Raw genomic sequence first — 24,574 nt, 5'->3', positions numbered from 1 at the left:
TCACCTTTACTATCAAAAAGGTAGCAAATTCGTATCTCCTTATCTATCTATGCCTTAGAAATTTGACTATAGCTTTCTGATTCGTCCAAATAAGAAACAAATTGGTCTATTTCGGAACTATAGCTAAATAGTTTAAAGTTTAACTAATCTCAAAAAGACACAAAAAGTTCTATTTTCAAGGATCGAAACGCCATAAAACGTAATATTGCAACGACATTTTAATAGGTTAAGATAAATAACAAATAGGCTTTATGGGAGAAATAAAAGGCTATATCTCACAGGTTATCGGCCCGGTAGTGGATATCCACTTTGATTATGGGACAGAAGAAACAGTAACCCTCCCCCGTATCCACGACGCCATGGAGATTTCCCGTCCGAACGGAAATATCTTGATCGTCGAAGTTCAGCAACACATCGGGGAAAACACCGTCCGTACCGTAGCGATGGATACGACCGACGGATTGAGACGAGGCATGGAGGCCGTGTCATACGGAATGCCCATCACCATGCCGACCGGCGACCAAGTCAAAGGACGTTTAATGAATGTCACCGGCGACCCTATCGATGGCATGGCCCAGCTTACTAAAGACGGGGCTCTTCCCATCCATCGTGAGCCTCCTAAATTCGAGGATCTGACAACGACCCAAGAGGTCTTGTACACGGGTATTAAAGTAATCGATTTATTGGAACCTTACGCCAAAGGAGGTAAGATCGGACTTTTCGGAGGAGCCGGAGTGGGCAAAACGGTATTGATCATGGAATTGATCAACAACATCGCAAAGAAAAACAACGGATTCTCCGTCTTCGCCGGTGTGGGTGAACGTACACGTGAAGGAAATGACCTATTGCGTGAAATGATCCAATCCGGTGTCATCCGATACGGCGAGGAGTTTAAGAAGAGTATGGAGGCAGGTAACTGGGACTTGTCGAAGATCGATTACGATGAATTGGCTAAGTCGCAAGCTACCTTGGTATTCGGGCAGATGAACGAACCGCCGGGCGCCCGCTCGTCCGTAGCCTTATCCGGTTTGACGATCGCCGAATCCTTCCGTGACAAAGCCTCTGAGGGAGAAAGAAAAGATATATTATTCTTCATCGATAATATCTTCCGTTTCACCCAAGCCGGTTCCGAGGTTTCCGCCTTGCTGGGGCGTATGCCTTCCGCCGTAGGTTACCAACCGACATTGGCCACGGAAATGGGAGCTATGCAAGAGCGTATCACTTCAACCAAGAAGGGCTCCATCACCTCCGTACAGGCGGTGTATGTTCCTGCCGATGACTTGACGGACCCGGCTCCGGCGACTACCTTTACGCATTTGGACGCAACAACCGTCCTCAGCCGCAAGATCACGGAACTCGGTATCTATCCGGCCGTAGACCCGCTGGAATCTACATCCCGCATCCTTGATCCGCTGATCGTAGGCAAGGAGCATTACGACACAGCGCAACGGGTAAAACAAATCCTGCAACGGAACAAGGAACTTCAAGATATCATATCCATCCTCGGTATGGAAGAACTTTCCGACGAGGACAGGCTAACGGTCAACCGGGCCCGCCGTGTACAACGTTTTCTGTCCCAGCCCTTCTCCGTGGCGGAACAATTCACTGGCGTACCCGGTGTCATGGTCTCTATAGAGGATACGATCCGGGGATTCAAGATGATCATGGACGGGGAAACGGATGACATACCCGAACAGGCATTCTTAAACGTAGGAACCATCGAGGATGTCTTGGAGAAGGCCAAGCAGCTGAAAGAACAAGCAAATTAATCGATATGAAACTGGAAATTGTATCACCGGACGGCATTCTTTTCGAAGGCGAGACCGAATCTGTCTCATTCCCGGGAGTTGCCGGTTCATTCGATATCTTGCCTCATCACGCCCCATTGATAGCAGCGTTGAAGGCGGGTACGATCCGGTTCGAGGCAAACGGCAAAAGACAAGAACAAACGATACAAAGCGGATTCGTAGAGGTAAAAGACGACATCCTATCCGTTTGCGTCGAATAAAAACATACGACAATGAATGGCAGATTAAAAATGAGGTTAATGGGTTTGATCACGTTTATCAACGTGGCAATAGGCGTTTCATTGGGTGGTTTATTATATACCATCTGGCCGGAACACTATTTCTCGTGGTATCCGTCCATTCCCTTCTTTTACTGGGTCATGGCCATGGCGATGACTTTCTTCCTAGACCGGGTAAAAAGGAAAAACGGAGATGTGACCGTAACCATGTACATGCTAGTCCGGTTGTGTAAGTTCACGCTCGCTTTCGTCTTCTTATGGATGTACGCGGCGTTTGTCGGGCAACAATTAAAGACATTTGGTTTCACGTTGATGTTATTCTATTTCATTTACCTCGGACTGGAGACTTACATTTTATATCTGTTTGAAAAGAAAAGAATGAAAAGAGAGAAAAGGGAAAAGGATGATGAGTACAATCAAAGATAACAAATACATATGGATCGCTTTCTGGATGTGGCTCAGCTTTCTCACTCCGGCAAAAGCGGCGTCCGGCGAGATAGACGTGCAGGATATCGTCTTCTCCCACATTCAAGACGCCTATACATGGCATATCACGGAATGGAACGGACAAGAGATTGCGATTCCCCTGCCTATCTTGGTAAAAAGCGAGGAAAGAGGATGGGATTTATTCCTGTCATCCCATCTACATCAAGGCCGGACGCATCACAATTATTATATCGCCGGGGAAGGTGAGCATGCGGGAAAGGTTGTTGAGAAGAACAGTGCCGGAGAAGAGGTTCGCCCGATGGATTTCTCATTGACCAAGAATGTTTGCGGACTGTTCCTCAGTTGCGGTCTCTTGCTTTTCATCGTTCTCCGAACCGCCCATTGGTATAAAAAGCACCCGAACGAGGCGCCGGGCGGATTTATCGGATTGATGGAAATGGCCATCTCCTACATACAAGACGGGGTGATCAAAGAGGCGATCGGAAAAGAATATAAGCCGTTCTCGTCCTATTTGCTGACGGTATTTTTCTTTATCTTGATCAACAACCTGATCGGAATCATACCTATTTTCCCGGGAGGCGCTAATATTACGGGAAATATAGCGGTAACAGGCGTATTGGCACTTTGTACGTTTATAGCGGTCAACCTGTTCGCCACGAAAGCGTACTGGAAAGAGATCTTTTGGCCCAAAGCGCCGATCTACTTGAAACTGCCCTTGCCGATCATGCCGTTCGTGGAGTTCTTCGGGGTATTCACCAAGCCGTTCGCGTTGATGATCCGTCTGTTCGCCAACATCATGGCGGGCCATACGATTATCTTGGCGCTAACCTGTTTGATATTCATAACGGCAACCATGGGAGTAGCCGTGAATTTCGGTATGACGATCGTATCCGTCTTGTTCTGTGCGTTCATGAACTGTCTGGAATTGTTAGTGGCTTGCTTGCAAGCTTATATTTTCACCCTGCTGTCGGCCAACTATATCGGATTGGCCAAGGTAAGGGAATAAATCCAAAGAAATTAAGGTATTAGAATTATATTATTAAGGTTACTAATTTAAAATTAAACACTATGTTATCGACTATTTTATTACAAGCGGCAGCCGGGATGGGCGTAGCGAAGATGGGAGCCACTATAGGAGCGGGATTCGCCGCCATAGGTGCAGGTATCGGAATCGGATTGATCGGTAAAGGTGCCGTTGAAGCTATTGGACGCCAGCCGTCGGCCGCAGGAGAGATCCGTACCTCGATGTTGATTATGGGAGCGTTGGTAGAAGGTGTGGCATTGTTCGCTATTGTCGTATGTTTCTTAGCGTTGTTCCAATAAAAAAGTAACAAACTATGTCTTTATTAACACCGGATTCAGGGCTTCTATTCTGGATGATCGTTTCATTCGGGATTGTCTTCGTGATCCTTTCCAAATACGGTTTTCCCGTGATCGTCAAGGCAATCGAACAACGGAAAGCTTACATTGACAATTCCTTAGAGACGGCACGTCAGGCGAATGAGCGACTTGCCCATATCCAAGCCGAGGGCGAGAAGATGCTAGCCGAGGCCAAGGAAAAGCAAAACGCCGTCCTGAAGGAAGCCTTTGCCGAAAAGGAGCGGATCATCGAGGAGGCACGTAAAAAGGCCGTCTCCGAGGCACATCTGCAGATAGAGGAGGCTACCCGGCGTATCCGCGAAGAAAAAGAGAAAGCTATTCGCGAAGTCCGCTCGGAGATAGCGGATCTGTCTATCGCTATCGCAGAGAAAGTAATGAAAGAGAAAATCGGCCGGGATAAGGAACAACAACAGATGATCGACCGGCTGCTGGATGAGGTATCGTTTAGTAAATCGTAAGGTATGGATATAGGAACTATTTCTTCCCGGTATGCCAAGGCGCTTTTCTCCCTAGCGAAAGACAAGGGACAGGAAAGCCGGGTATATGATGATATGAAGATGTTGGCGGACAGCTTCTCGATGGAGCCGGAGCTTAGGGGTGCCTTGAGCAACCCGATCGTTTCCGTACCGGAGAAAGTGAAATTGCTTACGGCGGCGGGGGGTATCGAGGTATGCGAGCTATATACACGTTTTATCAATCTGGTATTAGCCCATAAACGGGAGACACTACTGCCCTTCATCGCATACATTTATATCCATTTGTACCGGAAAGAGAAGAAGATTACCCGGGTACGATTCGACACAGCCGTAACGGTAGACGATGCGGTCAAGTCTCACCTGCAAGACAAGCTGCGGAAAGAGACGGGATGCACGATCGAGTTCTCCGGCCACGTGGAACCGGAACTAATCGGGGGCTTCCGCCTACGCATCGGCAATTACCGGATAGACGCCAGCTATGCGACGCAACTACGGGATATCCGTACCGGGCTACTCGAAAACAGATAAAAAAGAAGAAGTATGACAGAACAGATAAAAGTGAGTGAAGTCTCCTCCATCCTGCGCCAGCAATTGGAAGGAATCCATACCAGCATCAAGCTGGAGGAGGTCGGGACCGTATTGCAGGTGAGTGACGGCGTGGCCCGCATCTACGGGCTGGATAATGCGGAGGCGAACGAGTTGCTTCAATTCGATAACGGGATGGAAGCGATCGTGATGAACTTGGAGGAAGATAATGTAGGCGCCGTCCTTTTAGGTCCGACCGACCAAATCAAGGAGGGCGACACCGTAAAACGCACGGGCCGTATTGCCTCTATCGATGTCAGCGAGGGGATGATCGGGCGTGTGATCGATCCGTTGGGAAACCCGATCGACGGGAAAGGCGAGATCCTTGGCGAGACTTGCGAGATGCCGCTTGAGCGCAAGGCTCCGGGCGTGATCTTCCGTCAGCCGGTAAACGAGCCTTTGCAAACCGGTATCAAGGCCGTAGACGCTATGATCCCTATCGGAAGGGGGCAACGTGAGTTGATCATCGGCGACAGGCAGACGGGAAAGACCTCGATCGCTATCGATACCATCATCAACCAACGTAGCAACTACGAGGCAGGGAACCCGGTTTACTGTATTTACGTGGCGATCGGGCAAAAGGGTTCCACGGTAGCGGCCTTGGTGAACACCTTGCAAGAGAAAGGCGCCATGGACTATACGATTGTCGTAAGCGCGACCGCCTCCGACCCGGCAGCCATGCAATATTTCGCCCCGTTCGCCGGAGCGGCCATCGGAGAGTACTTCCGGGATAGCGGACGACACGCCTTGGTAGTCTACGACGATCTGTCCAAGCAAGCGGTCGCCTACCGTGAGGTCTCCTTAATCCTTCGCCGTCCTTCCGGGCGTGAGGCGTACCCGGGTGATATCTTTTACCTGCACTCCCGCCTATTGGAACGTGCCGCCAAGATCATCAACCAGCCGGAGGTAGCCCGTGAGATGAACGATCTCCCCGAAAGCATGAGAGACAAGGTGAAAGGCGGTGGCTCCTTGACCGCTTTACCGATCATCGAGACTCAGGCGGGAGACGTATCGGCTTATATCCCGACCAACGTGATCTCTATCACCGACGGACAGATATTCCTTGAGACCGATTTATTCAACCAAGGGAACCGCCCGGCTATCAACGTCGGAATCTCTGTTTCCCGTGTAGGCGGTAACGCGCAATTAAAGGCGATGAAAAAGGTAGCGGGTACCTTGAAAATCGATCAGGCTCAGTTCCGTGAATTGGAATCATTCTCCAAGTTCGGGGGCGAGATGGATGCCGTCACCGCTTTCACGATCGATAAGGGGCAGAAGAATACCCAGTTACTGATACAGCCTCAATATAGCCCGATGCCGGTGGAAGAGCAAATCTCGATCCTTTATTGCGGAACGCAAGGTCTGCTGAAAGAGGTTCCATTGGACAAGGTGCATGAGTTCGAGGCAAGGTTCTTGCAAGAGTTACGTACCTCTCACCAACGGGACGTACTGGATGTCTTAAAGACCGGCGTTATCAATGATGAGATACGAGGCATATTGGAAAAAACAGCGAAGGAGCTATGGGTTCATTGAAAGAAATAAAAGTCCGGATCGCCTCTATACGGAGCACGCAGAAGATCACCGCCGCCATGAAAATGGTATCGTCGGCCAAGCTTCATCATGCCCAGACGCAAACCGAGCATACACTTACATATGCTAATAAACTATCCGCTATCTTAAACGGTCTTCTTTCGGCGGAATGCGACCTAGACTCACCTTACACCGAACAGCGTAAGGTGAGCAAGGTGGCTATCGCCGTATTCGCCTCGAGCACGGGTTTATGCGGGACATTCAATGCCAATATATGGAAAGAGTTATCCGCCACGATCCAGACTTATAAGAACCAGCAAATAGAGGTAGGCCTCTACCCTATCGGCAAGAAAATAGCGGATGAGCTTCATAAAGCGGGGTATAGCTTCGACACTGATTTCGTCACGATCGGCGAAAAGCCGTCTTATGAAAGCGCCGTATCCTTGGCGAACCGTCTCATGGAGCTGTTCGTCACGGGTAAAGCGGACCGGGTGGAATTACTGTATCACCATTTCAAGAACATGGCGACACAAGTCGTAACCCACAAGACGTATCTTCCCCTTTCCCTCTCGGATACGGAAGCGGCGGAAACAGCCACCGACTACATCCTTGAGCCCTCGGCGGAAGAGTTGCGTAACCGGCTTTTCCCGAAATTGCTGAACCTAACCATCTATACGATCCTACTCGACACCTCGACCGCCGAGCACGCCGCCCGTATGATGGCTATGCAGACCGCCAACGACAACGCGAACGATTTAATCCAACAATTAACTTTGCAATATAATAAAACCCGCCAGCAAGCCATCACCAACGAATTGCTGGATATCATGGGAGGAGCGGCCGTTTCATCGTAATAAAAACGGGATGCATCCTTGACTAAACAGACAATGATCCGTATGTAAAACACTTTACTAACGGATCATTTCTTATTTACAAAAAAAAGTAAGACCTTTGCTCACCAAAACATAAGCCTGTATACATTTATATTATACCAATCAAGGATCGTACTTATGATGAATCAAGAAAAGCTAAAGGGGCATCTCCTTATTTTAGCGGCCAACATCCTGTTCGCCATTAATATGCCCGTATCCAAATATCTACTCCCCGAGCATGTGCAACCCGAGGCGTTAACCAGTATGCGGATGAGCTTCGCTTGCGTGATGTTCTGGATCACCTCCCTATTCGTTCCCTATGAGAAAGTGCCGTTGAAGGACTTGGGACTTCTATGCCTTTGCGCCCTTTGCGGAGTAGGCTTGAACCAAGGGCTGTTTATCTGGGGATTGAATACCACGTCGCCGGTAGACGCTTCCATCATAGCGACCGCCGTCCCCATCTTTGTCATGATCTTGGCGGCCTTGATCCTAAAGGAACCTATCACACGGATGAAAACGTTCGGGGTACTGCTTGGTATATGCGGGGCGATCTCCTTAATACTACAATCCACGCAAGGTTCCAATCAAGCGAGCAGTCTAGGGGGAAACCTCTTGATTACGGTTAGCGGATTCATGTACTCGATCTATTTGGTAGTATCCAAGCCACTAACACTCAAGTACTCATCCGTCACGATGATGAAATGGATGTTCCTGTTCTCCACGCTGATTACCCTGCCTTTCGCTATCGAGTCCATCTGGAATACCCCGGCTTTCCATAAAGAGGTCTTCGACGGCCAAGAGCTGGGAGCCATTTTCTTCGTGCTATTCGGGGCCACGTTCGTACCCTATTTATTAATACCGCTGGCCTTAAAGCGAATCCGCCCGACTACCGTCAGCATGTACAATTATATCCAACCGATCGTAGCTTCCTTTATCGCCGTATTCATCGGTCAGGATAGTTTTAGCGTAACGAAACTAGTATCGGCCGCACTTGTTTTCTCCGGCGTCTATTTAGTGACCCAAAGCAAGAGCCGGGCGGACCTTGAACAACAAAATAGTCAATCTTTTGACAAAAACGCTTGCAATATGAAAAATAATGCGTAATATTGCCCCCATAATATAAAAGAATAAGTAGCATACAAAATCAATGATGAGTGTAGAGTCCTCATATTATACATGGGCATTGATGACCCCTTGGGGGGTTAGAATCTATTAATAAGCATTCGCGTAGACCACGTCACGCTATGTCGCAATCTCGTATTGCATCCTTTTTTATTTCTCCTTTTACATAAATAAGTTTAATCAATCGGTTATTGTCGGTTGTTAATCATGAAAAAGCCTTTTCTTGATTGTCAATCCTCGATGAACCATTAAAAATACATATCGATGAAAGTATTAAAATTCGGCGGAACATCCGTAGGTTCCGTGAATAGTATCTTAAGTGTAAAGAAAATAGTAGAGGCTATCGAAGAGCCCGTAATCGTGGTTGTCTCCGCCTTAGGGGGCATCACCGATAAATTACTGGCCACTTCTACCATGGCTTCTAAAGGCGACCTTGCCTACGAGAAAGAATTATCGGAGATCATCGCCCGCCATCTGGACGTGATCGAGGGAGTGATAGAGGACAAGGAGGTACGCATAGATGTCCAGAAGAAAGTGATGGCTTTACTGGATGAATTGAGCAATATTTTCAAAGGTGTTTATTTGATTAACGATTTATCCGCCAAGACATCCGATACGATCGTAAGTTATGGCGAGCGCCTATCTTCCTTGATCGTCTCGAACGTGATCAAGGACGCTAAGTTGTTCGACTCACGCAAATATATCAAGACAGTCAAGCAATTCAACAAGCATATCGTGGATTTCGACTTGACCAACAAGCTCATAAAAGAGACCTTCTCGCCGCTGCCTAAGGTTTCCTTGGTGCCCGGATTCATCTCTTCCAGCACGGAAACCGGAGAGGTTACGAACCTCGGACGAGGGGGATCGGATTATACCGCCTCCATCTTGGCGACCGCCTTAGACGCTAACACCTTGGAGATCTGGACAGACGTGGATGGTTTCATGACCGCCGATCCCCGTGTGATCAGCTCCGCCTACGTAATCGACCGGCTTACTTTCACGGAGGCGATGGAGTTGTGTAACTTCGGGGCGAAAGTAATCTATCCGCCGACGATCTATCCGGTTTATCATAAGAATATCCCGATCCGTATCTTGAATACCTTCAACCCGACCGCTCCCGGAACCTATATTTCGAAAGAGCGGGTGAAAGAGGAAGGCAAGGCCATCATCAAGGGTATCTCCTCCATCAACGATACCTGTTTGATCACGGTACAAGGTTTAGGTATGGTGGGCGTGATCGGCGTGAACTACCGGATCTTTAAGACGCTCGCCAAGAATGGCATCAGCGTATTTATGGTATCGCAGGCCAGCTCCGAGAATAATACGACTTTCGCCGTACGTAACGCCGACGCTGATTTGGCCGTACAAGTATTGAACGACGAGTTCGCCTTGGAACGTGCGCAGGGTGATATGAACGATACCGTAGCGGAGAAGGATCTGGCTACCGTCGCTATTGTAGGCGAGAACATGAAACGTACCCCGGGTATCGCCGGGAAGCTGTTCGGTACGCTGGGACGTGCGGGCATCAGCGTGATCGCTTGCGCCCAAGGCGCTTCCGAGACGAATATCTCTTTCGTTATCAAGCATAAATACCTTCGCAAGGCGTTGAACTCCATTCATGACTCTTTTTTCCTATCCGAATATAAGGTATTGAACCTTTTCATCGCCGGTGTAGGAACCGTAGGCGGCAATTTATTGGAACAGATACGCATCCAGCAACCGAAACTGATGCGGCAAAACGGTTTGAAGCTGAATGTCGTAGGTATCTCAAACTCCAAGAAAGCCCTTTTATGCCGGGAAGGGATCAACCTCGACAATTATCTGGAGGAGCTGAAGGAGAACGGGGAAGAGAGCAACCCGGAGCATCTGTGCGAAGAGATCGTAAAGATGAATATCTTCAACTCCGTATTCGTGGATTGCACGGCAAGCCCGGACGTAGCGGCTCTTTACGAGACGTTGATGAACAATAACGTATCCGTCGTGGCGGCTAATAAAGAAGCGGCTTCCTCCTCCTACGATAATTATACCAAGCTCAAGGAGACCGCCCGCCACCGAGACATCAAGTTCTTGTTCGAGACGAACGTAGGCGCCGGCCTCCCGATCATCAATACGATGAACGACTTGATCAATAGCGGCGACCATATATTGAAACTGGAGGCCGTACTTTCCGGTACGCTGAATTATATCTTTAATACGATCAGCGCCGATATTCCTTTCAGCGAGGCGATCCATATGGCAAAGGAAGCCGGATACGCCGAGCCGGACCCACGTATCGACCTTAGCGGCAAAGACGTAATCCGTAAGCTGGTTATCTTGGCTCGTGAGGCCGGTTATCCAGTGGAGCAAGCCGACGTAAAACGGAACCTGTTCATCCCGGAAAAGTACTTCGAGGGTTCCCTTGAGGACTTCTGGAAGAATATCAAGGATACAGATGCCGGTTTCGAGGAGAAACGCCAGCTACTGGAAGCGGAAGGCAAACGCTTCCGTTTCGTGGCGAAGATGGAGAACGGCGCTTGCGAGGTAGGCCTACAAGCCGTAGACAGCCACCATCCGTTCTATGAACTGGAGGGCAGCAACAATATTATCATGATCTCCACCGAGAGATATCATGAATATCCAATGATCATCAAGGGATATGGTGCCGGAGCCGACGTGACAGCCGCTGGCGTATTCGCCGACATCATATCCATTGCTAATATTCGATAGGTATGAAGCACATTATCATTTTAGGCGATGGAATGGCCGACGAGCCGATAGAGGCTCTGGGAGGCAAGACCCCGATGCAATACGCCAAGACTCCTTATATGGATAAATTGGCGGAACTGGGAGTAACCGGGCAGATGAAAACCGTAGCGGATGGTTTCCATCCCGGTAGCGAGGTCGCGAACATGGTGGTATTAGGCTATGACCTGCCCTCCGTATACGAGGGACGGGGTGTATTGGAAGCCGCCAGTATAGGCGTCGCCCTGCAACCCGGCGAGATGGCGATGCGTTGTAACTTAATCTGCGTAGAAGGCGACATCTTGAAGAATCACTCTTCCGGCCATATCTCCACGGAGGAAGCGGACGAGTTGATCCAATGCCTGAACGAGCGATTAGGCTCCGACCGTGTCAAGTTCTATACGGGTGTCTCCTACCGCCACCTATTGGTAATCAAAGGAGGCGATAAGCGTCTGGATTGCACGCCACCACACGACGTACCCCTCCATCCTTTCCGGCCTTTAATGATAAAACCGGAAGTTCCGGAAGCACGAGAGACCGCCGATTTATTAAACGAATTAATCCTCAAGTCCCAAGAGATCTTAAAGGATCACCCGGTGAACCTCAAACGTATGGCAGCGGGGAAAGATCCGGCGAACAGTATCTGGCCTTGGTCTCCGGGCTACCGTCCGGCCATGCGAACGATGCGGGAGATGTACGGCTTCGGGAAAGGTTCCGTGATCTCCGCCGTCGATCTCATCCGGGGAATCGGCGTTTACGCCGGCCTCGAGGTGCTTCACGTAGAGGGAGCTACCGGATTATACGACACGAACTACGAGGGAAAAGCGCACGCCGCCCTTGAGGCCCTCAAGACAAACGACTTCGTCTACCTGCATATCGAGGCAAGCGACGAGGCCGGGCATGAAGGAGACGTAGACCTAAAGATCAAGACGATAGAGTATCTGGACAACCGTGCCGTACGTATCATCTACGAGGAAACGCAAAAATGGGACGAGCCGGTAGCAATCGCTATCCTTCCGGACCACCCCACTCCTTGCTCCATACGTACGCATACGAATACCCCGGTTCCATTCCTGATTTACAAGCCGGGCGAGCAACCCGACTCCGTTACCACATTTGATGAGTTCTCCGTATCAAACGGCAAATATGGCATACTGGAAAAAGATCAATTTATAAAAGAATTTCTAAACGATTAGAGCATGAAATATTACAGCACAAACAAACAAGCCCCTGTAGCCAGCCTAGAAGAGGCCGTCGTAAAAGGTCTGGCCGGCGATAAGGGATTATATATGCCCGAGTATATCGACTCCTTGGACGAGGAGGTGATAGCCAACATGAAGAACCAGTCCTTCCACGAGATCGCCTGCACGGTAGCTCAGATGTTCTTCGGGGAAGACATCGAGCCGAAGGTATTGGACGGTATCGTAAAAGATACGCTCTCCTTCGAGACCCCGGTGGTACCCGTAAAGGATAATATCTATAGCTTAGAGTTATTTCACGGGCCTACATTGGCCTTTAAGGATGTAGGAGGGCGCTTCATGGCTCGTCTACTCGGTTATTTCATAAAGAAAGAGGGATTGAAACAAGTAAACGTATTGGTAGCTACTTCCGGCGATACGGGAAGCGCCGTCGCCAACGGATTCCTAGGCGTTCCGGGCATTCACGTGTATGTGCTTTATCCCAAGGGAAAGGTCAGCCCGATACAGGAATGCCAGTTCACGACATTAGGACAGAACATCACGGCATTGGAGATAGACGGCACGTTCGACGATTGCCAAGCGCTGGTTAAATCCGCCTTTATGGACGAGGAATTAAACCGTCATATGAAACTGACCTCGGCGAACTCCATCAACGTAGCCCGTTTCTTGCCCCAATCGTTCTACTATTTCAACGCTTACGCTCAGCTGGACAAGCTGGGAAAAGCGGACGAGCTGGTCGTTTGCGTGCCGAGCGGTAATTTCGGAAACATCACCGCCGGATTGTTCGCCTATTGGATGGGGCTCCCTATCAAGCGTTTCGTAGCGGCAAACAACCGTAACGACGTATTCTTGGAATACCTGAATACAGGAACTTATACACCCCGCCCATCAGTCGCCACCCTAGCGAACGCCATGGATGTAGGCGATCCGAGTAATTTCGCCCGTATCATCGACCTATTCGGCGCATTCAATGATCCCCATAAAGAAATATGCGCACTGATCTCCGGACATCGCTATACGGACGAGGAAATCGCCTCTACGATGCGAGCCGTCTATAAAGAGACGGGATATATCCTCGACCCGCACGGAGCCTGTGGCTACCAAGGATTACTAGACAGCGACCTAAGCGAGACCGAGACGGGTCTATTCCTCGAGACCGCCCATCCCGCCAAATTCAAAGGAACGGTCGATAAGATATTGGAGGCAGATATCGAGATCCCGGCGAAACTGAAAGCCTTCATGGAAGGAACCAAGCAAAGCATCGAGCTGGCAAAAGATTTCGAGGGATTCAAATCTTTCTTGATGAGCCGGTAAAAAGAAGAATAGTTTTCAAGTGATAAGGGGAGGTGTGGCAAATATCGATAATATCAATTTGCCACACCTTCCATTTTTATCACCTAGGACATACAAAAACAGGCGAGAATTTCAAAAAGAAATTCCGTAAGCAAGCTTTTCTTCCGAAAAGTCATGTTATTAAATTCGATTAATTATAAGCCAAATGTATAATTATTGGAGAAATAGAGTTTTTATAGGATCAGTCGATAATTGGTGGGGATAATTATTTTCATCTATTTAAAATCTCTACCTTTGCTCTATGGAAACGAATAAACTTTATACATTAGCTCAGAAAGTACTACCAAGTGCAGTTCTTACGTATTTTAATATCGTCAACATAGAAAGCACATCCACCGAGATTTTCATCCATCTTGATGAAAAGATGAGTGACAGTCTTAATATACATTAACCGTCTCTCCCCCGATGGTTATCGGGAAATGGCAGAGGAACTATAGATACAAGTGCCCCATTTGTCTTTTTGACAACTTGTAATCTGAAGTCCCGGAGAATCGATTATTCCGTACCCAAGTGCGTCTCGCTTCCAAATTCGAGAGAAAAAAACAGTAATTCTCTGTTTGATAGCTGTTTGCTGAAAAACGGCCTTTCGTTCCAGCCGAAATAATTCACCCTAGTTCATGTTTTACGGCCGTAAGGCGGTAATAATGCCCAACGCTACCGCATGTGAGGGCCGATGCCTATATATGTGTAGGCTTACGCCACTATATGTGTAGCTTGACGCAACTATATGTGTGGGTTGACACTGCTATATGTGTGAGTTGATACAGCCATATGTGTAGGTTGATACGTATATATTCGTTAAAAAGCGACGCTTATCATGTTAAAAAGCGGTTGTGGCAGCTTGTTCGCACTCCCCGCTTACGCTCGTTGGCTTTTATAGCCAGAGAGCCGTGTCGTAAAAAAGAAGGTATTTCAATCAAAAAGATACCTTTCACGCCAAACTCGAAGCATAGGATCTCAATCCACCGCCCACTCTTTCATCTCATACATATCCTTATATTCTTCCCAATCCGGATCCATCTCGGTATAAATAGAGATGGGCAGTAACTCGAAAGGAGCCAAGGCCTCATTCAAGCGTTCGCCGAATACACGCACGGTACGTGTGTAAAACACCCAGACCTTCTCTCCTCCTCCGGTATAGACACCCGTCAGGATAGCCAGCTTGTCTTTCTTTTCCATCGCCTTACGAAGCGCTTCCTCCACGGCCTCCATTTTCTCGCCAAGGTCATCGCTAGGAAGGCCTCTCCCATCTCCCTCGTATTTCCAAGTGATCTCGACACGTTCCTTGAACTTACCGGATTCGGTGAACTCATTCAACTCGTCCCGCCCGTAAACGGTAATCATTTGCCCTGACTCGTTTTCCGAGAGAGCCGTAAACCATACATCGCTTAATCTCATATTTATATTTTCTATTTATCTATAAGTATTCCTTACTGACTTTACCGGGTAAAAATACGACAAAAAAGGCTGCGTCCGGTGAAGATACAGCCTTTTTATATTTCTCGACGGAAATTTATTATCTCTTTCCTAATCTATGATCCATAATGGCGTAATGGCATTCCCCATAATTCTTCAATTGATCCACGATCTCTTTAGCCGTAGATTCTTCCTCTACTTGCTCGCGTACGAACCAGAACAAGAAATCACGGGAAGCATGATCCTTATCAGCCTCGGCGATATCAACCAATTTGTCGATCAACTCTGATACATAGCACTCGTGTTTGTAAACATGCTCGAATACCTCCAACGGATTTCCCCAGCCTGTCGGAACCACGTTGATCTGGCCGATCGTAATATCGCCGCCACGATCCAAGGCGTAATCGATCAACTTATGAGCATGCTCCAATTCCTCAGCCGCTTGTTTCTTCATCCAATGGGCGAAACCGTTCAACCCTGCTTTCTGGAAATACACGGACATTGACAAATACAAATTCGAAGACCACATCTCCGCATTAACTTGGGCATTGAACGCCTCTGATAAATTTCTACTTAAGATCATAATTTTATCATTGTTTAAAAATGTTGAAGTATTATCCGTTCACGAAATTTCACTATGCAAATATAAATAAAAGTAGGATTCCTTATCTCATTTCCGCCCTTAGATATTGGCTACTTTCGAAAATTTTTCTAACTTACGCCCTTATTTGATAAACATCATGCAATACACCGACAAATATCGATCTCCCTTAGGAGAAATAACCCTAGCTAGCGATGGCGACCACCTGACAGGATTATGGTTCGACGGGCAAAAATATTTTGCCACCACTTTATCGGCGGAACATCAAGAAAGAGAACTGCCGATATTCGAGCAAGCCAAAGAGTGGCTGGATAGCTATTTCATGGGTAAGATTCCCAGCTTCACCCCTCCTATCCATCTGGAGGATACGCCTTTCCGACTTGCGGTATGGGACTTATTGAGCAAAATACCTTATGGCGAAGTCGTAACCTACAAGGAGCTCGCCGGGGAAATCGCCCGGCAAAAAGGTATCCCGAGCATGTCTACACAAGCGATCGGAGGAGCGGTAGGCCATAACCCGATCAGTATCATCATCCCCTGCCACCGTGTCGTAGGCAGCGATGGCAGCTTAACCGGATACGCAGGAGGTATCGACAAAAAAAGGAGCCTGCTTACAATCGAACGGGCCCCAAAAGTATCGTAAAGAGACTTTACCTTGCAAATCCTTGTGGACAAACATAGAATGTAACTATCCCATTAACGTTATCTCCTTCACCTCATGGTCCTCAATATCAGCATATAGGAAGTGGCCGGCGAAAGTGTCTTCCGTGTCTTGGAAAAAAAGCTCCAGTTCGTAATGGATGGAGCCGTCTTCTTTCTCCTTGGTCTCTATATGAACAGATTGCAATTCTACCTGGGAGGCAAACTCCTCTCTGGACAATGCCGGAAGTTCACAATCTTCCCGCCATGCGTTTGCTGTCGGGAGCAATTCGTCGGCCATGCGCAATTGCCATATCGCTTCCCCTTCTTCTTCCAGCTTATTCATATAGCCACTAATAGCTTTCAGATGTTTCCGGATAAGGGATTCGTGCGGACAACGGGGCTCCAGGTTTTTACCGCATTGCTTCCGGATAAGTTTGATGGCCTCATTCAAACATTCAATCTTAGTACCGGTAGAGACCGAGGGCATTTCCCAAAGTCGCTCGTATAACTCCAATCGTTTTTCAAACGAGTGAAGGACAGACCTTGCTCCAATCTTTATATCAAGATAAGCATCATAGGCTTTAGACTCTTCCTTAGTCATATCTCGCTCAACGCCGTTTAGCTTATTCTGACCCTCATCCATGCGAGTAATGATGTCATTGGTAAATTTCACTAATTGACGTACCTGCTTGGGTGTTTTTATTTTGTTTTTCTTCGCATTTTTCTCTACGCTTTGCGCAAAGAATTGAATAGTGGCCATTGTAATTGAAATATTCGTATCCGCACGCATCAAATCATCCGGCAGTTGGACATTACGCACAAGGTCATATAATTCAATTTTATAAGGAATGAGCTGACTGATTTTTTCTTCAACGGGCAAATCCGGGTTGCTCCATATCTTGGTGTAGTCTTGAATGATTACCTTAATCCTCTCGGCGTTCATGTAATCCAAATAGCGTTGCTCTAACGCCTCGTCCACCTTAGGCGGCAGGAGTTTTTTGAGAGCTTTTATCTTCTTTTTGAGTTCGTCTACGTAGGCTTGCTGTTCCGGGGGAAGCAGCTCATTCTTACCTTTTGCCGATTTCTCTTCAATGATAGGTAATTTCTCGGTCGGTGTCTCCAAGGGAGCGATGGAGATGCATAGGTCTACCTCCCTCCCCCAAATCGTCGCTTTATACTCTTCGGGTGTTTGATAGCCACGAAACCATGTCTGGAGTGTACTAAGCCAAAACTCCGTATGCATTTCCAAGGTCATTTTGGAAAGATGGGCGATCTTATCTGTCAGATGAAATTCCCAACTATTTTCATCCGTTTGTTCCTTTCTCATAAATATGAATAATTATTATACTCAAACAGATAACATAACCGCCATTGAGTCAACAAGATTTTCCTCATAATCAACAACTCCGATATGTCTTTATTCAAGCTCATTCTTTCTCTTTTTCCATAACTGATAACTGTTAAACAGATTTTGCCAGAGCACGTAGCTTCCGGGGCCAACGGAGGATAGAGGGTTCAAATAGGTGTAAGACATCCAGATCGCTAACACGGTATTTTTTTGTCCCAAGGCTTGTCCGGCACTAATACGGTCATTGTATTTCGTGCCGATGCGCTTTCCCCAATAAAACTGCGCGATACAGGTTATCAAGCCGCCTAAAGCGATCAGGATTTCTACATAAATCTCCGCCTCGCTATTGACCAAGGATTTCACGGTCTGCCCGGTCACGATAGCTAGAGCGACGGCCCAGAGATAAAAGGCCATATCCCGAAGCCCCGCAAGGAAGCGATGGATAGGCGGCATGAATCTACGCAAGAACAAAGCGAGGAAAAACGGGAATAACAGCAATGGGAAGACTTTTCCCAAGATCTTCAAGAATGCGGCGAAGAAAGTAATCTCGGCATGCGGTTCCACTAATGGGAAGACCAGCGGCACGACAATCGCAGCTAATAGATTCGATAATAAGGTATAAGTAGTCAGACTAGAGGCGCTTCCCCCTAATTTACCCGTAATCACGGCGGCCGCCGTAGCGGTCGGGCAAATCAGGCAGACCATCGCTCCCTCGAACACATCCCGGTATTCCTCTCTCATTGGCAGCCAGAGCAATAAGGCGGCAAGCACCAAACTGGAAATCGCTTGGATAAGCAATAGCCAACCGTGCCAAGGGCTGGGCATCAATTCCCGGACAGAGATCTTACAGAAGGTCAGGAGCAACTGCGCAAAAATCAAAAAGGGCGTCAGATACGCTATTAAAGTGTACATGAACGGCTTTGTAGGCTCCAGAAAAGTAACATTGGCGAAAACAAAATACCCTATCGCACCCGCTAACATGGAGATAGGGAGTGTCCATGTCTTGAAGAATTTCAACATAACGCCTATTCTTTTAATTCGGGATGCAAAATAACATCTTTCCACCGAAAGAGGCAAGAGAAACGGGGATTAATTAGGGATAAAGAGAGACGGGACATGCCCCGTCTCTACATTAGATATTCTTACAGCTTAGTTTTAATGTCCTTATTCCGTAACGGGGGATAGAAAGACGCATTGAACTGGCGCCTTTCTTCTCGGTGACGGTTAAGTCCTCAACCAGACGGTTATCCAATTCCACCAAGCTCGCTTTCACGTCTTGTCCTTGGAAGGTTATCGTTTTAGGGGAGGCATCGCTTTGGGCATTGAATAGGCGGATGTAAAGGTCATTACCTTTATAGACCATGGAGACCAACTCGTAGGCATTATTCTCTATCCGGAAAAGGGAACCGGATGTCAAGGTAGCATCGCCGCCCAAGGTCGCGACCAAAGGCTCATTGCGTCGTTCGCTTTGTGTCCAAATACGGCTTTTCTCCCAAGTTCCGGCATGAGGGATCAAGGCATACGAGATCTCGGTCGGACGGTCTATGATATAATCCCGGCCCCACAAGCCTTTACCGGCGTATTGTACGTTCAAGGCCAATGGGAAATCCTTACCATGCGCATAGCTGGTCGTATGATCCGTGAATAATGACAGACCGCAAGAGTTATCTTTGCTCGCTACATCCACCCAATTCAAAATGATATTATGCTTGATGCTATCCCAACGATTGAAAAAGGTATTCTCCAACCGGCTCTCGCAAACATCGAACGGAGCATCCTTATAAATCTGTTGGTTGGCGATCTGGATAGGCAGATATACCAGAAGTTTGTAACGGTCGTCATAGAATGACTTACGAGGATTATCCGCACGGAATTCGATACCCGGCTCACCAATACGGGGGTTTCCTGTCCAATCCAGTTTAACACTCATATCGATGCGAGGCTCTCCCTGCGTTAACCGGATCGTTTGGGTAAATGAATACTTTCCGATCTTGCCTTTCACAGCCACCTTCACGAATAAGGGCCCTTGCTCCAACACGCTCACCTCAGCCGGTTGATCCATACTGGAAAGGAAACCGCCCTCATCGATAAAATATCCCCGAAGCTCATTAAACCCACGTTCATTCCGGTTATCCACGAATTCCTTGCCTCGTACGGCTTTCGCTTTCAAGCTTTCTATTACACCTCCTTTAGAGGGGTTTAGCACCAAGGTGTATAAATCACTTTCCATGCGAAACGTACCGTCTTTCTGTCTCTCAGCCTTCAAGGTTCCAGACTGTTTATCCTCTGCCTTCCGGATCGCATAAGAGGCATAACCGGCTGAGGGGACTTGCGCACGAAACAAGAGTTTTGAAATGCCGTCTTCCGTCAACCATTGAGCCGGTTGTTTCTTTCCTTGCTTATCAAGAACCACCCAATCCGAGTTTCTCCATGAGACGGGAACTTCCACCGCCACCAATTCATTCCGGTCGGTAGCCAAGGTATTATATACGTACACCGTGGATTCACCTTCCTTTTCTTTCAATAAGGACAAAGCGTTATCAATTATCTGACGGCTGTTTTGATTGGTCACCCCAGTCCAATCCGTAACCGTCTCCGCCCATGTCTTTTTCCCTTGTAATCGATTGTAAGGAACGATCCAGCAATCATGATGCTGCGACAATAGAAGCGTGCGCCATCCTTCATCGATACGTTCAGTCGGCCATTCCATGCCTTTGTATAAGCGAGCGTAAGCCGCCATTTTCTCCGCACGGACGATAGCGTTCTCGGCTACCCGTACCTCTCCGGCCAAACGCTGCATGACCTGCGTTCCCCACATCAAGCCACCTAGGACATTCTCTTGCGAGAAATGCCAATCATCCTGAGTAGTCCCGACGGAACAGTCTTGGATATAATTCCGCCAAGTCTTATAGGCGGTCGGCGTATAATAGCCCGTCGTATCCTGTCCCAGCCAAGGGCCTTTATCCCAACCATGGCTCCATGAGGCATCTTGGATACACATGCCGACCGGGTGCTGGATGCCGGCATCCAAGCATTTATGGATGTAGTCCTCCGTATTGAACCACGAGATGGACTGCCAACAAGAGCCGGGTTGTAAATCCTCGCAGGCGTAACGGGGGACGGTGGTAAATCTCGTACCATCCGGCCCTACCCAATTCACCAACTCACCTCCGTAGGCGCTTACGTAGCCACCCCACATCGTATTCGGGTTCTTAGTAGAGGCATACGAGAAGCCGAATGACTTCAATATATAGGGCAGGCAACTGGTAAAGCAAGGCTCCTCCGCCGAATAGGTGGTGAATACCGCCTCGGGGAAATGTTTCCGGATCAGCCGTATTCCATATTCGAATTGGCGGATAGCGCTCTCGCCGGATGTCCCGAAGAAATAACTTTGGGCATAGGTCGGGTTTACGTACTCGATCCGCCCGCTCTCCACGGATTGATCCTTAAATAAGCGCTTGAAAGCCTCGTAACCTTCAGGGTCTCGTTGCCGTACGACTTCCCATGATTCAGGCTCGATCTCGATATTGATATTCCAGTTGGGATTCTGCCTTAATTTCTGGGCGATAAAGGCGGTCTGCCCCACCGGGTAATGCCCGTAGATACCGCCATGATAGCCATCGATGAAATAGGCTTGTTGGGCATCTGCCCAACCGGCCAACAAGAATTGGCTTAATACGAATATCGCTAGTTTCTTTTTCATATAATATGTACTATTAATTCACATTTAGAATACTTCCAGTCGGTGGGAGACGGGGCACGCCCCGTCTCTACAAGTCTGTAAATTTCTTGATCTCTATTCGCAAGGGGATTGGTTTATTTTGCTCATAGATCTGGTTAACCAGATCCTGTTGCTCATTCACGCAATCCTCACGAATCCCCTTGTGCATGTATTGTAGCCAAAGGTCGCCGTTCCATTGCAAGAAGATGTCGTGGGGACGGTATTTGCGCAAGGTGTCCACGGCAGCCTCGTTGCAGGCCCAAAGCATGCCCGTCTTCCGCATCAAGTTATATTCCACCCAATAAAATTCACGCATCTTACGCTCTTTCAACCAGCGTTCCTCGTTCATCTGGCGGATCTTCATCGCTTGTTTATACTGCGGGGTATTCTGAAGAAGAGCCATATTGATGCCTCGCTCCAACTCCCTCGCCGTAAAACGACCGATAAACTCCCCACCGATCGTCAACCCGTAATATCCATCCGACAAACCGCTCACGGACAATCCCTCATAATTCATCTCATCCATAAAAGGGATAACACTCAAGGCATCTGCCTGCGTATGTTTCTCATTATCATAATAAGAGGTATCGATAGGATACGGAAGCGATTTCGCCTCGTACGTAAAAGTAAGGTTATCCGAGGAAACAGACAAATCCGAGACACGGCAATTATCCGAGCGAGTCACCTTTTTCCCCGCTCCGTCTATCCGGATATCGGCTACCGGCTTACCGGCCAGACCTTGCGCCTTCAAGAAGAGATAAGCCATGACCAGATGCCCGTCCGTAGAGGGATGTATACGATCCTTCCCGCATAAGGTATACATGGAATCCTCCGCTTGCTCCCATTGGTTGATCGCTACCATCGGGCGGTTAAAATCCACGAATCCCCATTGATTCTCCCGGGCCCGGGCATTCAGGAAATCCACGATCTCCAAGATTGGCGTATTCTTCCCCGGGAAAGCGACCTTATTGAAACGAGAAGTCTCGTCATAAGGAGAGCTTCCGATCAAGATTTTCCTCACCTCCGGATACTTCTTATAGACCTCCTCGATAAGGGCATAATCCCGGCAAGCTTTCTCTACCCGGTTCCGGGCGATCGTATCCGCCCCCGGCTTCCGAAAATCCATATAGCCGACATCGTTCATGCCAAAAGATAGCGTCACCACCGTAGGCTCATGTTCGAAAACCTTATCCAACCGCTGGTAAATCATCTCGGCTACATCCCCACCTACTCCCTCGTTAAAGATATCGATGCGTTGATCCGGGAAACGGGTCATATAATACAGCCAGATATATGAATGATAATGCCCACCGCAAGTAATGCTGTTTCCCACGAAGGCGATCCGATCTCCTTTCTGAAACGGAGCTATCGACTGAGCATATACTCCTGCAAGACCTGATAAAAGCAAACAGACAAACAAAACATATCTTTTCATCTCTATTTCTCTCTTCTCTAATTTTCTGTGATGAATAATATATACCGTGTTAAAAAATATTACTATCAATAGTAATCGTATTTATCATGGATAATAATCCGGATTACTACGGATAGTAATATCCTTCCACACACCTCTAGTCTAGAGAATCGCCCGCTTACTTTTAGCGAACGACATCCTCACCAAGCAGAGGGTTCAGTTCTTTCTCACGCAAAGGTACCGGGAAAACCAAATCCGATTCTTTAAACGGATACGTATGATTAACCGCCTGATAGCCGAATAAATCAACCATTTGCTTCGATACCGGATCAAACGCACGGTGAGTACGCAACATATCATACCATCCTGTAAACTCATAACAGAGTTCCCACGCACGCTCTTTCAATACTTGATCAACCGTGATTGAAGTCGGTCTCGCCTCATTGGGCAACGCACGGTGACGAACTTGGAAATAAGCATCCACAGCTATAGCGTCGGAAGTAGATCCACCATCCAAGGTAGCTTTTGCCTCCGCACACATTAATAGAACGTCCGCATAACGGTAAACCGGAATATTCGCCCCGCTCTTTCCTGTAGATTCGGCATTCTCATCCCAATATTTGCATAAATAAGGAACATCCAAAGTAATCGTTGTCTCCGGATCACCATATTTGGGTTTAGAAGTATAGAAAAACACCTCATTCCGTTTACGAATATCTTGGTCATCATAACTTTCATAAAACTCTTTACGAGGAGCCAAACCACCCCCATAAGCCGGAGTAATGGAAATCGGTTGTTCCGGATAAGGCAAAAGGCCAAAATGGAAAGGAGCCCCGGCATCTTGCGCCTCACGCTGGATCATAAAAATATGCTCACCACTATTTTCGTTCTCTGACGCACGCAAATCCTTATAATCAGCGAACAAGCTAAAGGCTCCACTATCAATAACCTCCTTGGCTTTCTCGTAAGCCAATTGATAATACTCATTTCCTTTTTGAAGCGGATAACCTGCCATTGTCAAATAAACCTTAGCTAAAAGGGTCTTGATCGCTCCCATAGAGACATGGCCTGTTTTATCACTCCAATCCAGCCCGGACTGCTCCGCCTTTTTCAAGTCTTCCACGATCTGGTTATAAATATCTTCCTTAGGAGACCTGGGGATCTTCACCGTATTCAGGTCTACCGTAGGTTCCGTCTTCAACGGGATATCCCCGAATAATTGTACCCCTTGGAAATAGTAATATGCCCGCAAGAAATAAGCCTCTCCCAGATACTTCGCTTTCTGGCTCTCGCTAATAATATCCGTAGCGGAAACATTTTGAATCACGCTATTACAGTTTTCCAAAGGAAAGAAAGTAGTCTTCCAGAAGTTACGAATAATGCCGTTACTCTCTTCCAAACCGGAAAGCAATAAGAACTGGTTCTGCTCATTACCGGCCGCACGAGGACGATAACTAGTACCTACAAGATATTCCAAGTTAAAAAGGTGAACTGTAGCAATCTCGAGGTCGGAACTCAACAGATCATCAAGCCCGTCATAAGTGCCATCCACAGCCGCCTTTATCTGGTTCTCTGTCGTATAATATTCAGAAGGACTCAAGAAGGTTTTCGGGTCTTCCTCTAAAAAATTCGTACAGGATGTAAAAGCCATTATTGCGGAAAGCAAGCCACACATCCATACAAGCGCTTTATTTTTCATATCTTAGTTTTTTACGAAGTAA

General features: G+C 47.7%; 21 protein-coding genes. 14 read left to right on the top strand and 7 right to left on the bottom strand.

Translation table 11 applies throughout. The features are described 5' to 3' along the window. The first annotated feature begins 251 nt into the window (after positions 1-251). The 13 genes from atpD to thrC all read left to right on the top strand — a co-directional run bounded on the left by atpD (position 252) and on the right by thrC (position 13,672). Entirely contained in the window at positions 252-1,769 is a 1,518-nt protein-coding gene (gene atpD, locus DW033_RS07210) for a F0F1 ATP synthase subunit beta (RefSeq protein ID WP_048928034.1), read from the top strand. 5 nt (positions 1,770-1,774) lie between these two features. Then, the gene (atpC, locus tag DW033_RS07205; RefSeq protein WP_005861798.1) at positions 1,775-2,008 is read left to right on the top strand and encodes an ATP synthase F1 subunit epsilon; all 234 of its coding nucleotides are present in this window, start codon (positions 1,775-1,777) and stop codon (positions 2,006-2,008) included. Positions 2,009-2,020: 12 nt separating this feature from the next. Further along, positions 2,021-2,452, top strand: coding sequence for a hypothetical protein (locus DW033_RS07200; RefSeq protein ID WP_008774073.1), 432 nt, complete (start codon positions 2,021-2,023; stop codon positions 2,450-2,452). Then, entirely contained in the window at positions 2,430-3,479 is a 1,050-nt protein-coding gene (atpB, locus tag DW033_RS07195) for a F0F1 ATP synthase subunit A (protein ID WP_008774074.1), read from the top strand. The genes DW033_RS07200 and atpB overlap by 23 nt, the downstream gene beginning before the upstream one ends. Before the next feature lie 62 nt (positions 3,480-3,541). Then, positions 3,542-3,796: an ATP synthase F0 subunit C gene (gene atpE, locus DW033_RS07190; RefSeq protein ID WP_005861792.1), complete on the top strand. Its 255-nt coding sequence runs from the start codon at positions 3,542-3,544 to the stop codon at positions 3,794-3,796. Between the two features lie 14 nt (positions 3,797-3,810). Then, entirely contained in the window at positions 3,811-4,311 is a 501-nt protein-coding gene (atpF, locus tag DW033_RS07185) for a F0F1 ATP synthase subunit B (protein WP_005861790.1), read from the top strand. A 3-nt stretch (positions 4,312-4,314) separates the two neighbouring features. Then, complete coding sequence (locus DW033_RS07180; RefSeq protein ID WP_005865923.1) at positions 4,315-4,857, top strand: F0F1 ATP synthase subunit delta; 543 nt, start codon at positions 4,315-4,317, stop codon at positions 4,855-4,857. Positions 4,858-4,869: 12 nt separating this feature from the next. Then, a complete protein-coding gene (gene atpA, locus DW033_RS07175; protein ID WP_005861786.1) occupies positions 4,870-6,447 on the top strand; it encodes a F0F1 ATP synthase subunit alpha in 1,578 nt (525 codons plus the stop codon). After that, positions 6,435-7,298 (top strand): F0F1 ATP synthase subunit gamma, encoded by an 864-nt coding sequence (locus DW033_RS07170; protein WP_122380995.1) that lies wholly within the window; start codon positions 6,435-6,437, stop codon positions 7,296-7,298. The genes atpA and DW033_RS07170 overlap by 13 nt, the downstream gene beginning before the upstream one ends. 156 nt (positions 7,299-7,454) lie before the next feature. Continuing rightward, positions 7,455-8,420: a DMT family transporter gene (locus DW033_RS07165; RefSeq protein WP_005865917.1), complete on the top strand. Its 966-nt coding sequence runs from the start codon at positions 7,455-7,457 to the stop codon at positions 8,418-8,420. Positions 8,421-8,702: 282 nt separating this feature from the next. Then, entirely contained in the window at positions 8,703-11,144 is a 2,442-nt protein-coding gene (thrA, locus tag DW033_RS07160) for a bifunctional aspartate kinase/homoserine dehydrogenase I (RefSeq protein WP_057329079.1), read from the top strand. A gap of 2 nt (positions 11,145-11,146) precedes the next feature. After that, positions 11,147-12,355, top strand: a complete 1,209-nt coding sequence (locus tag DW033_RS07155) for a cofactor-independent phosphoglycerate mutase (protein WP_122382603.1) — start codon at positions 11,147-11,149, stop codon at positions 12,353-12,355. A gap of 3 nt (positions 12,356-12,358) precedes the next feature. Then, positions 12,359-13,672 (top strand): threonine synthase, encoded by a 1,314-nt coding sequence (gene thrC, locus DW033_RS07150; protein WP_122144278.1) that lies wholly within the window; start codon positions 12,359-12,361, stop codon positions 13,670-13,672. A gap of 996 nt (positions 13,673-14,668) precedes the next feature. Here thrC and DW033_RS07145 read toward each other — a convergent pair. Beyond that, positions 14,669-15,109, bottom strand: coding sequence for a DUF695 domain-containing protein (locus DW033_RS07145; RefSeq protein WP_005861774.1), 441 nt, complete (start codon positions 15,107-15,109; stop codon positions 14,669-14,671). Positions 15,110-15,227: 118 nt separating this feature from the next. Continuing rightward, positions 15,228-15,710 carry a ferritin gene (locus DW033_RS07140; RefSeq protein WP_005861772.1) on the bottom strand — a complete coding sequence of 161 codons (483 nt, stop codon included), beginning with the start codon at positions 15,708-15,710 and terminating at the stop codon, positions 15,228-15,230. Between the two features lie 157 nt (positions 15,711-15,867). Here DW033_RS07140 and DW033_RS07135 point away from each other — a divergent pair, with 157 nt between their 5' ends. Continuing rightward, the gene (locus DW033_RS07135) at positions 15,868-16,371 is read left to right on the top strand and encodes a methylated-DNA--[protein]-cysteine S-methyltransferase (RefSeq protein WP_048928115.1); all 504 of its coding nucleotides are present in this window, start codon (positions 15,868-15,870) and stop codon (positions 16,369-16,371) included. Between the two features lie 45 nt (positions 16,372-16,416). On the opposite strand, the gene DW033_RS07130 is transcribed toward DW033_RS07135, so the two are convergent. The 5 genes from DW033_RS07130 to DW033_RS07110 form a co-directional block, all read right to left on the bottom strand. After that, entirely contained in the window at positions 16,417-17,697 is a 1,281-nt protein-coding gene (locus tag DW033_RS07130; RefSeq protein ID WP_121961270.1) for a DUF2262 domain-containing protein, read from the bottom strand. 90 nt (positions 17,698-17,787) lie between these two features. After that, entirely contained in the window at positions 17,788-18,738 is a 951-nt protein-coding gene (locus DW033_RS07125; protein WP_048928027.1) for a transporter, read from the bottom strand. Between the two features lie 112 nt (positions 18,739-18,850). Beyond that, complete coding sequence (locus tag DW033_RS07120) at positions 18,851-21,421, bottom strand: glycoside hydrolase family 38 C-terminal domain-containing protein (RefSeq protein ID WP_048928026.1); 2,571 nt, start codon at positions 21,419-21,421, stop codon at positions 18,851-18,853. Between the two features lie 67 nt (positions 21,422-21,488). Then, a complete protein-coding gene (locus DW033_RS07115; RefSeq protein ID WP_048928025.1) occupies positions 21,489-22,874 on the bottom strand; it encodes an SGNH/GDSL hydrolase family protein in 1,386 nt (461 codons plus the stop codon). A 163-nt stretch (positions 22,875-23,037) separates the two neighbouring features. Next, positions 23,038-24,552, bottom strand: coding sequence for a RagB/SusD family nutrient uptake outer membrane protein (locus DW033_RS07110; RefSeq protein ID WP_048928024.1), 1,515 nt, complete (start codon positions 24,550-24,552; stop codon positions 23,038-23,040). Positions 24,553-24,574 lie beyond the last annotated feature (22 nt).

This window comes from Parabacteroides sp. AF39-10AC, from assembly GCF_003635405.1.
In the GTDB taxonomy this organism is placed as follows: domain Bacteria; phylum Bacteroidota; class Bacteroidia; order Bacteroidales; family Tannerellaceae; genus Parabacteroides; species Parabacteroides distasonis.
The sequence above is the reverse complement of the archived record's forward strand: the minus strand, read 5'-3'. Positions and strand labels throughout refer to the sequence as shown.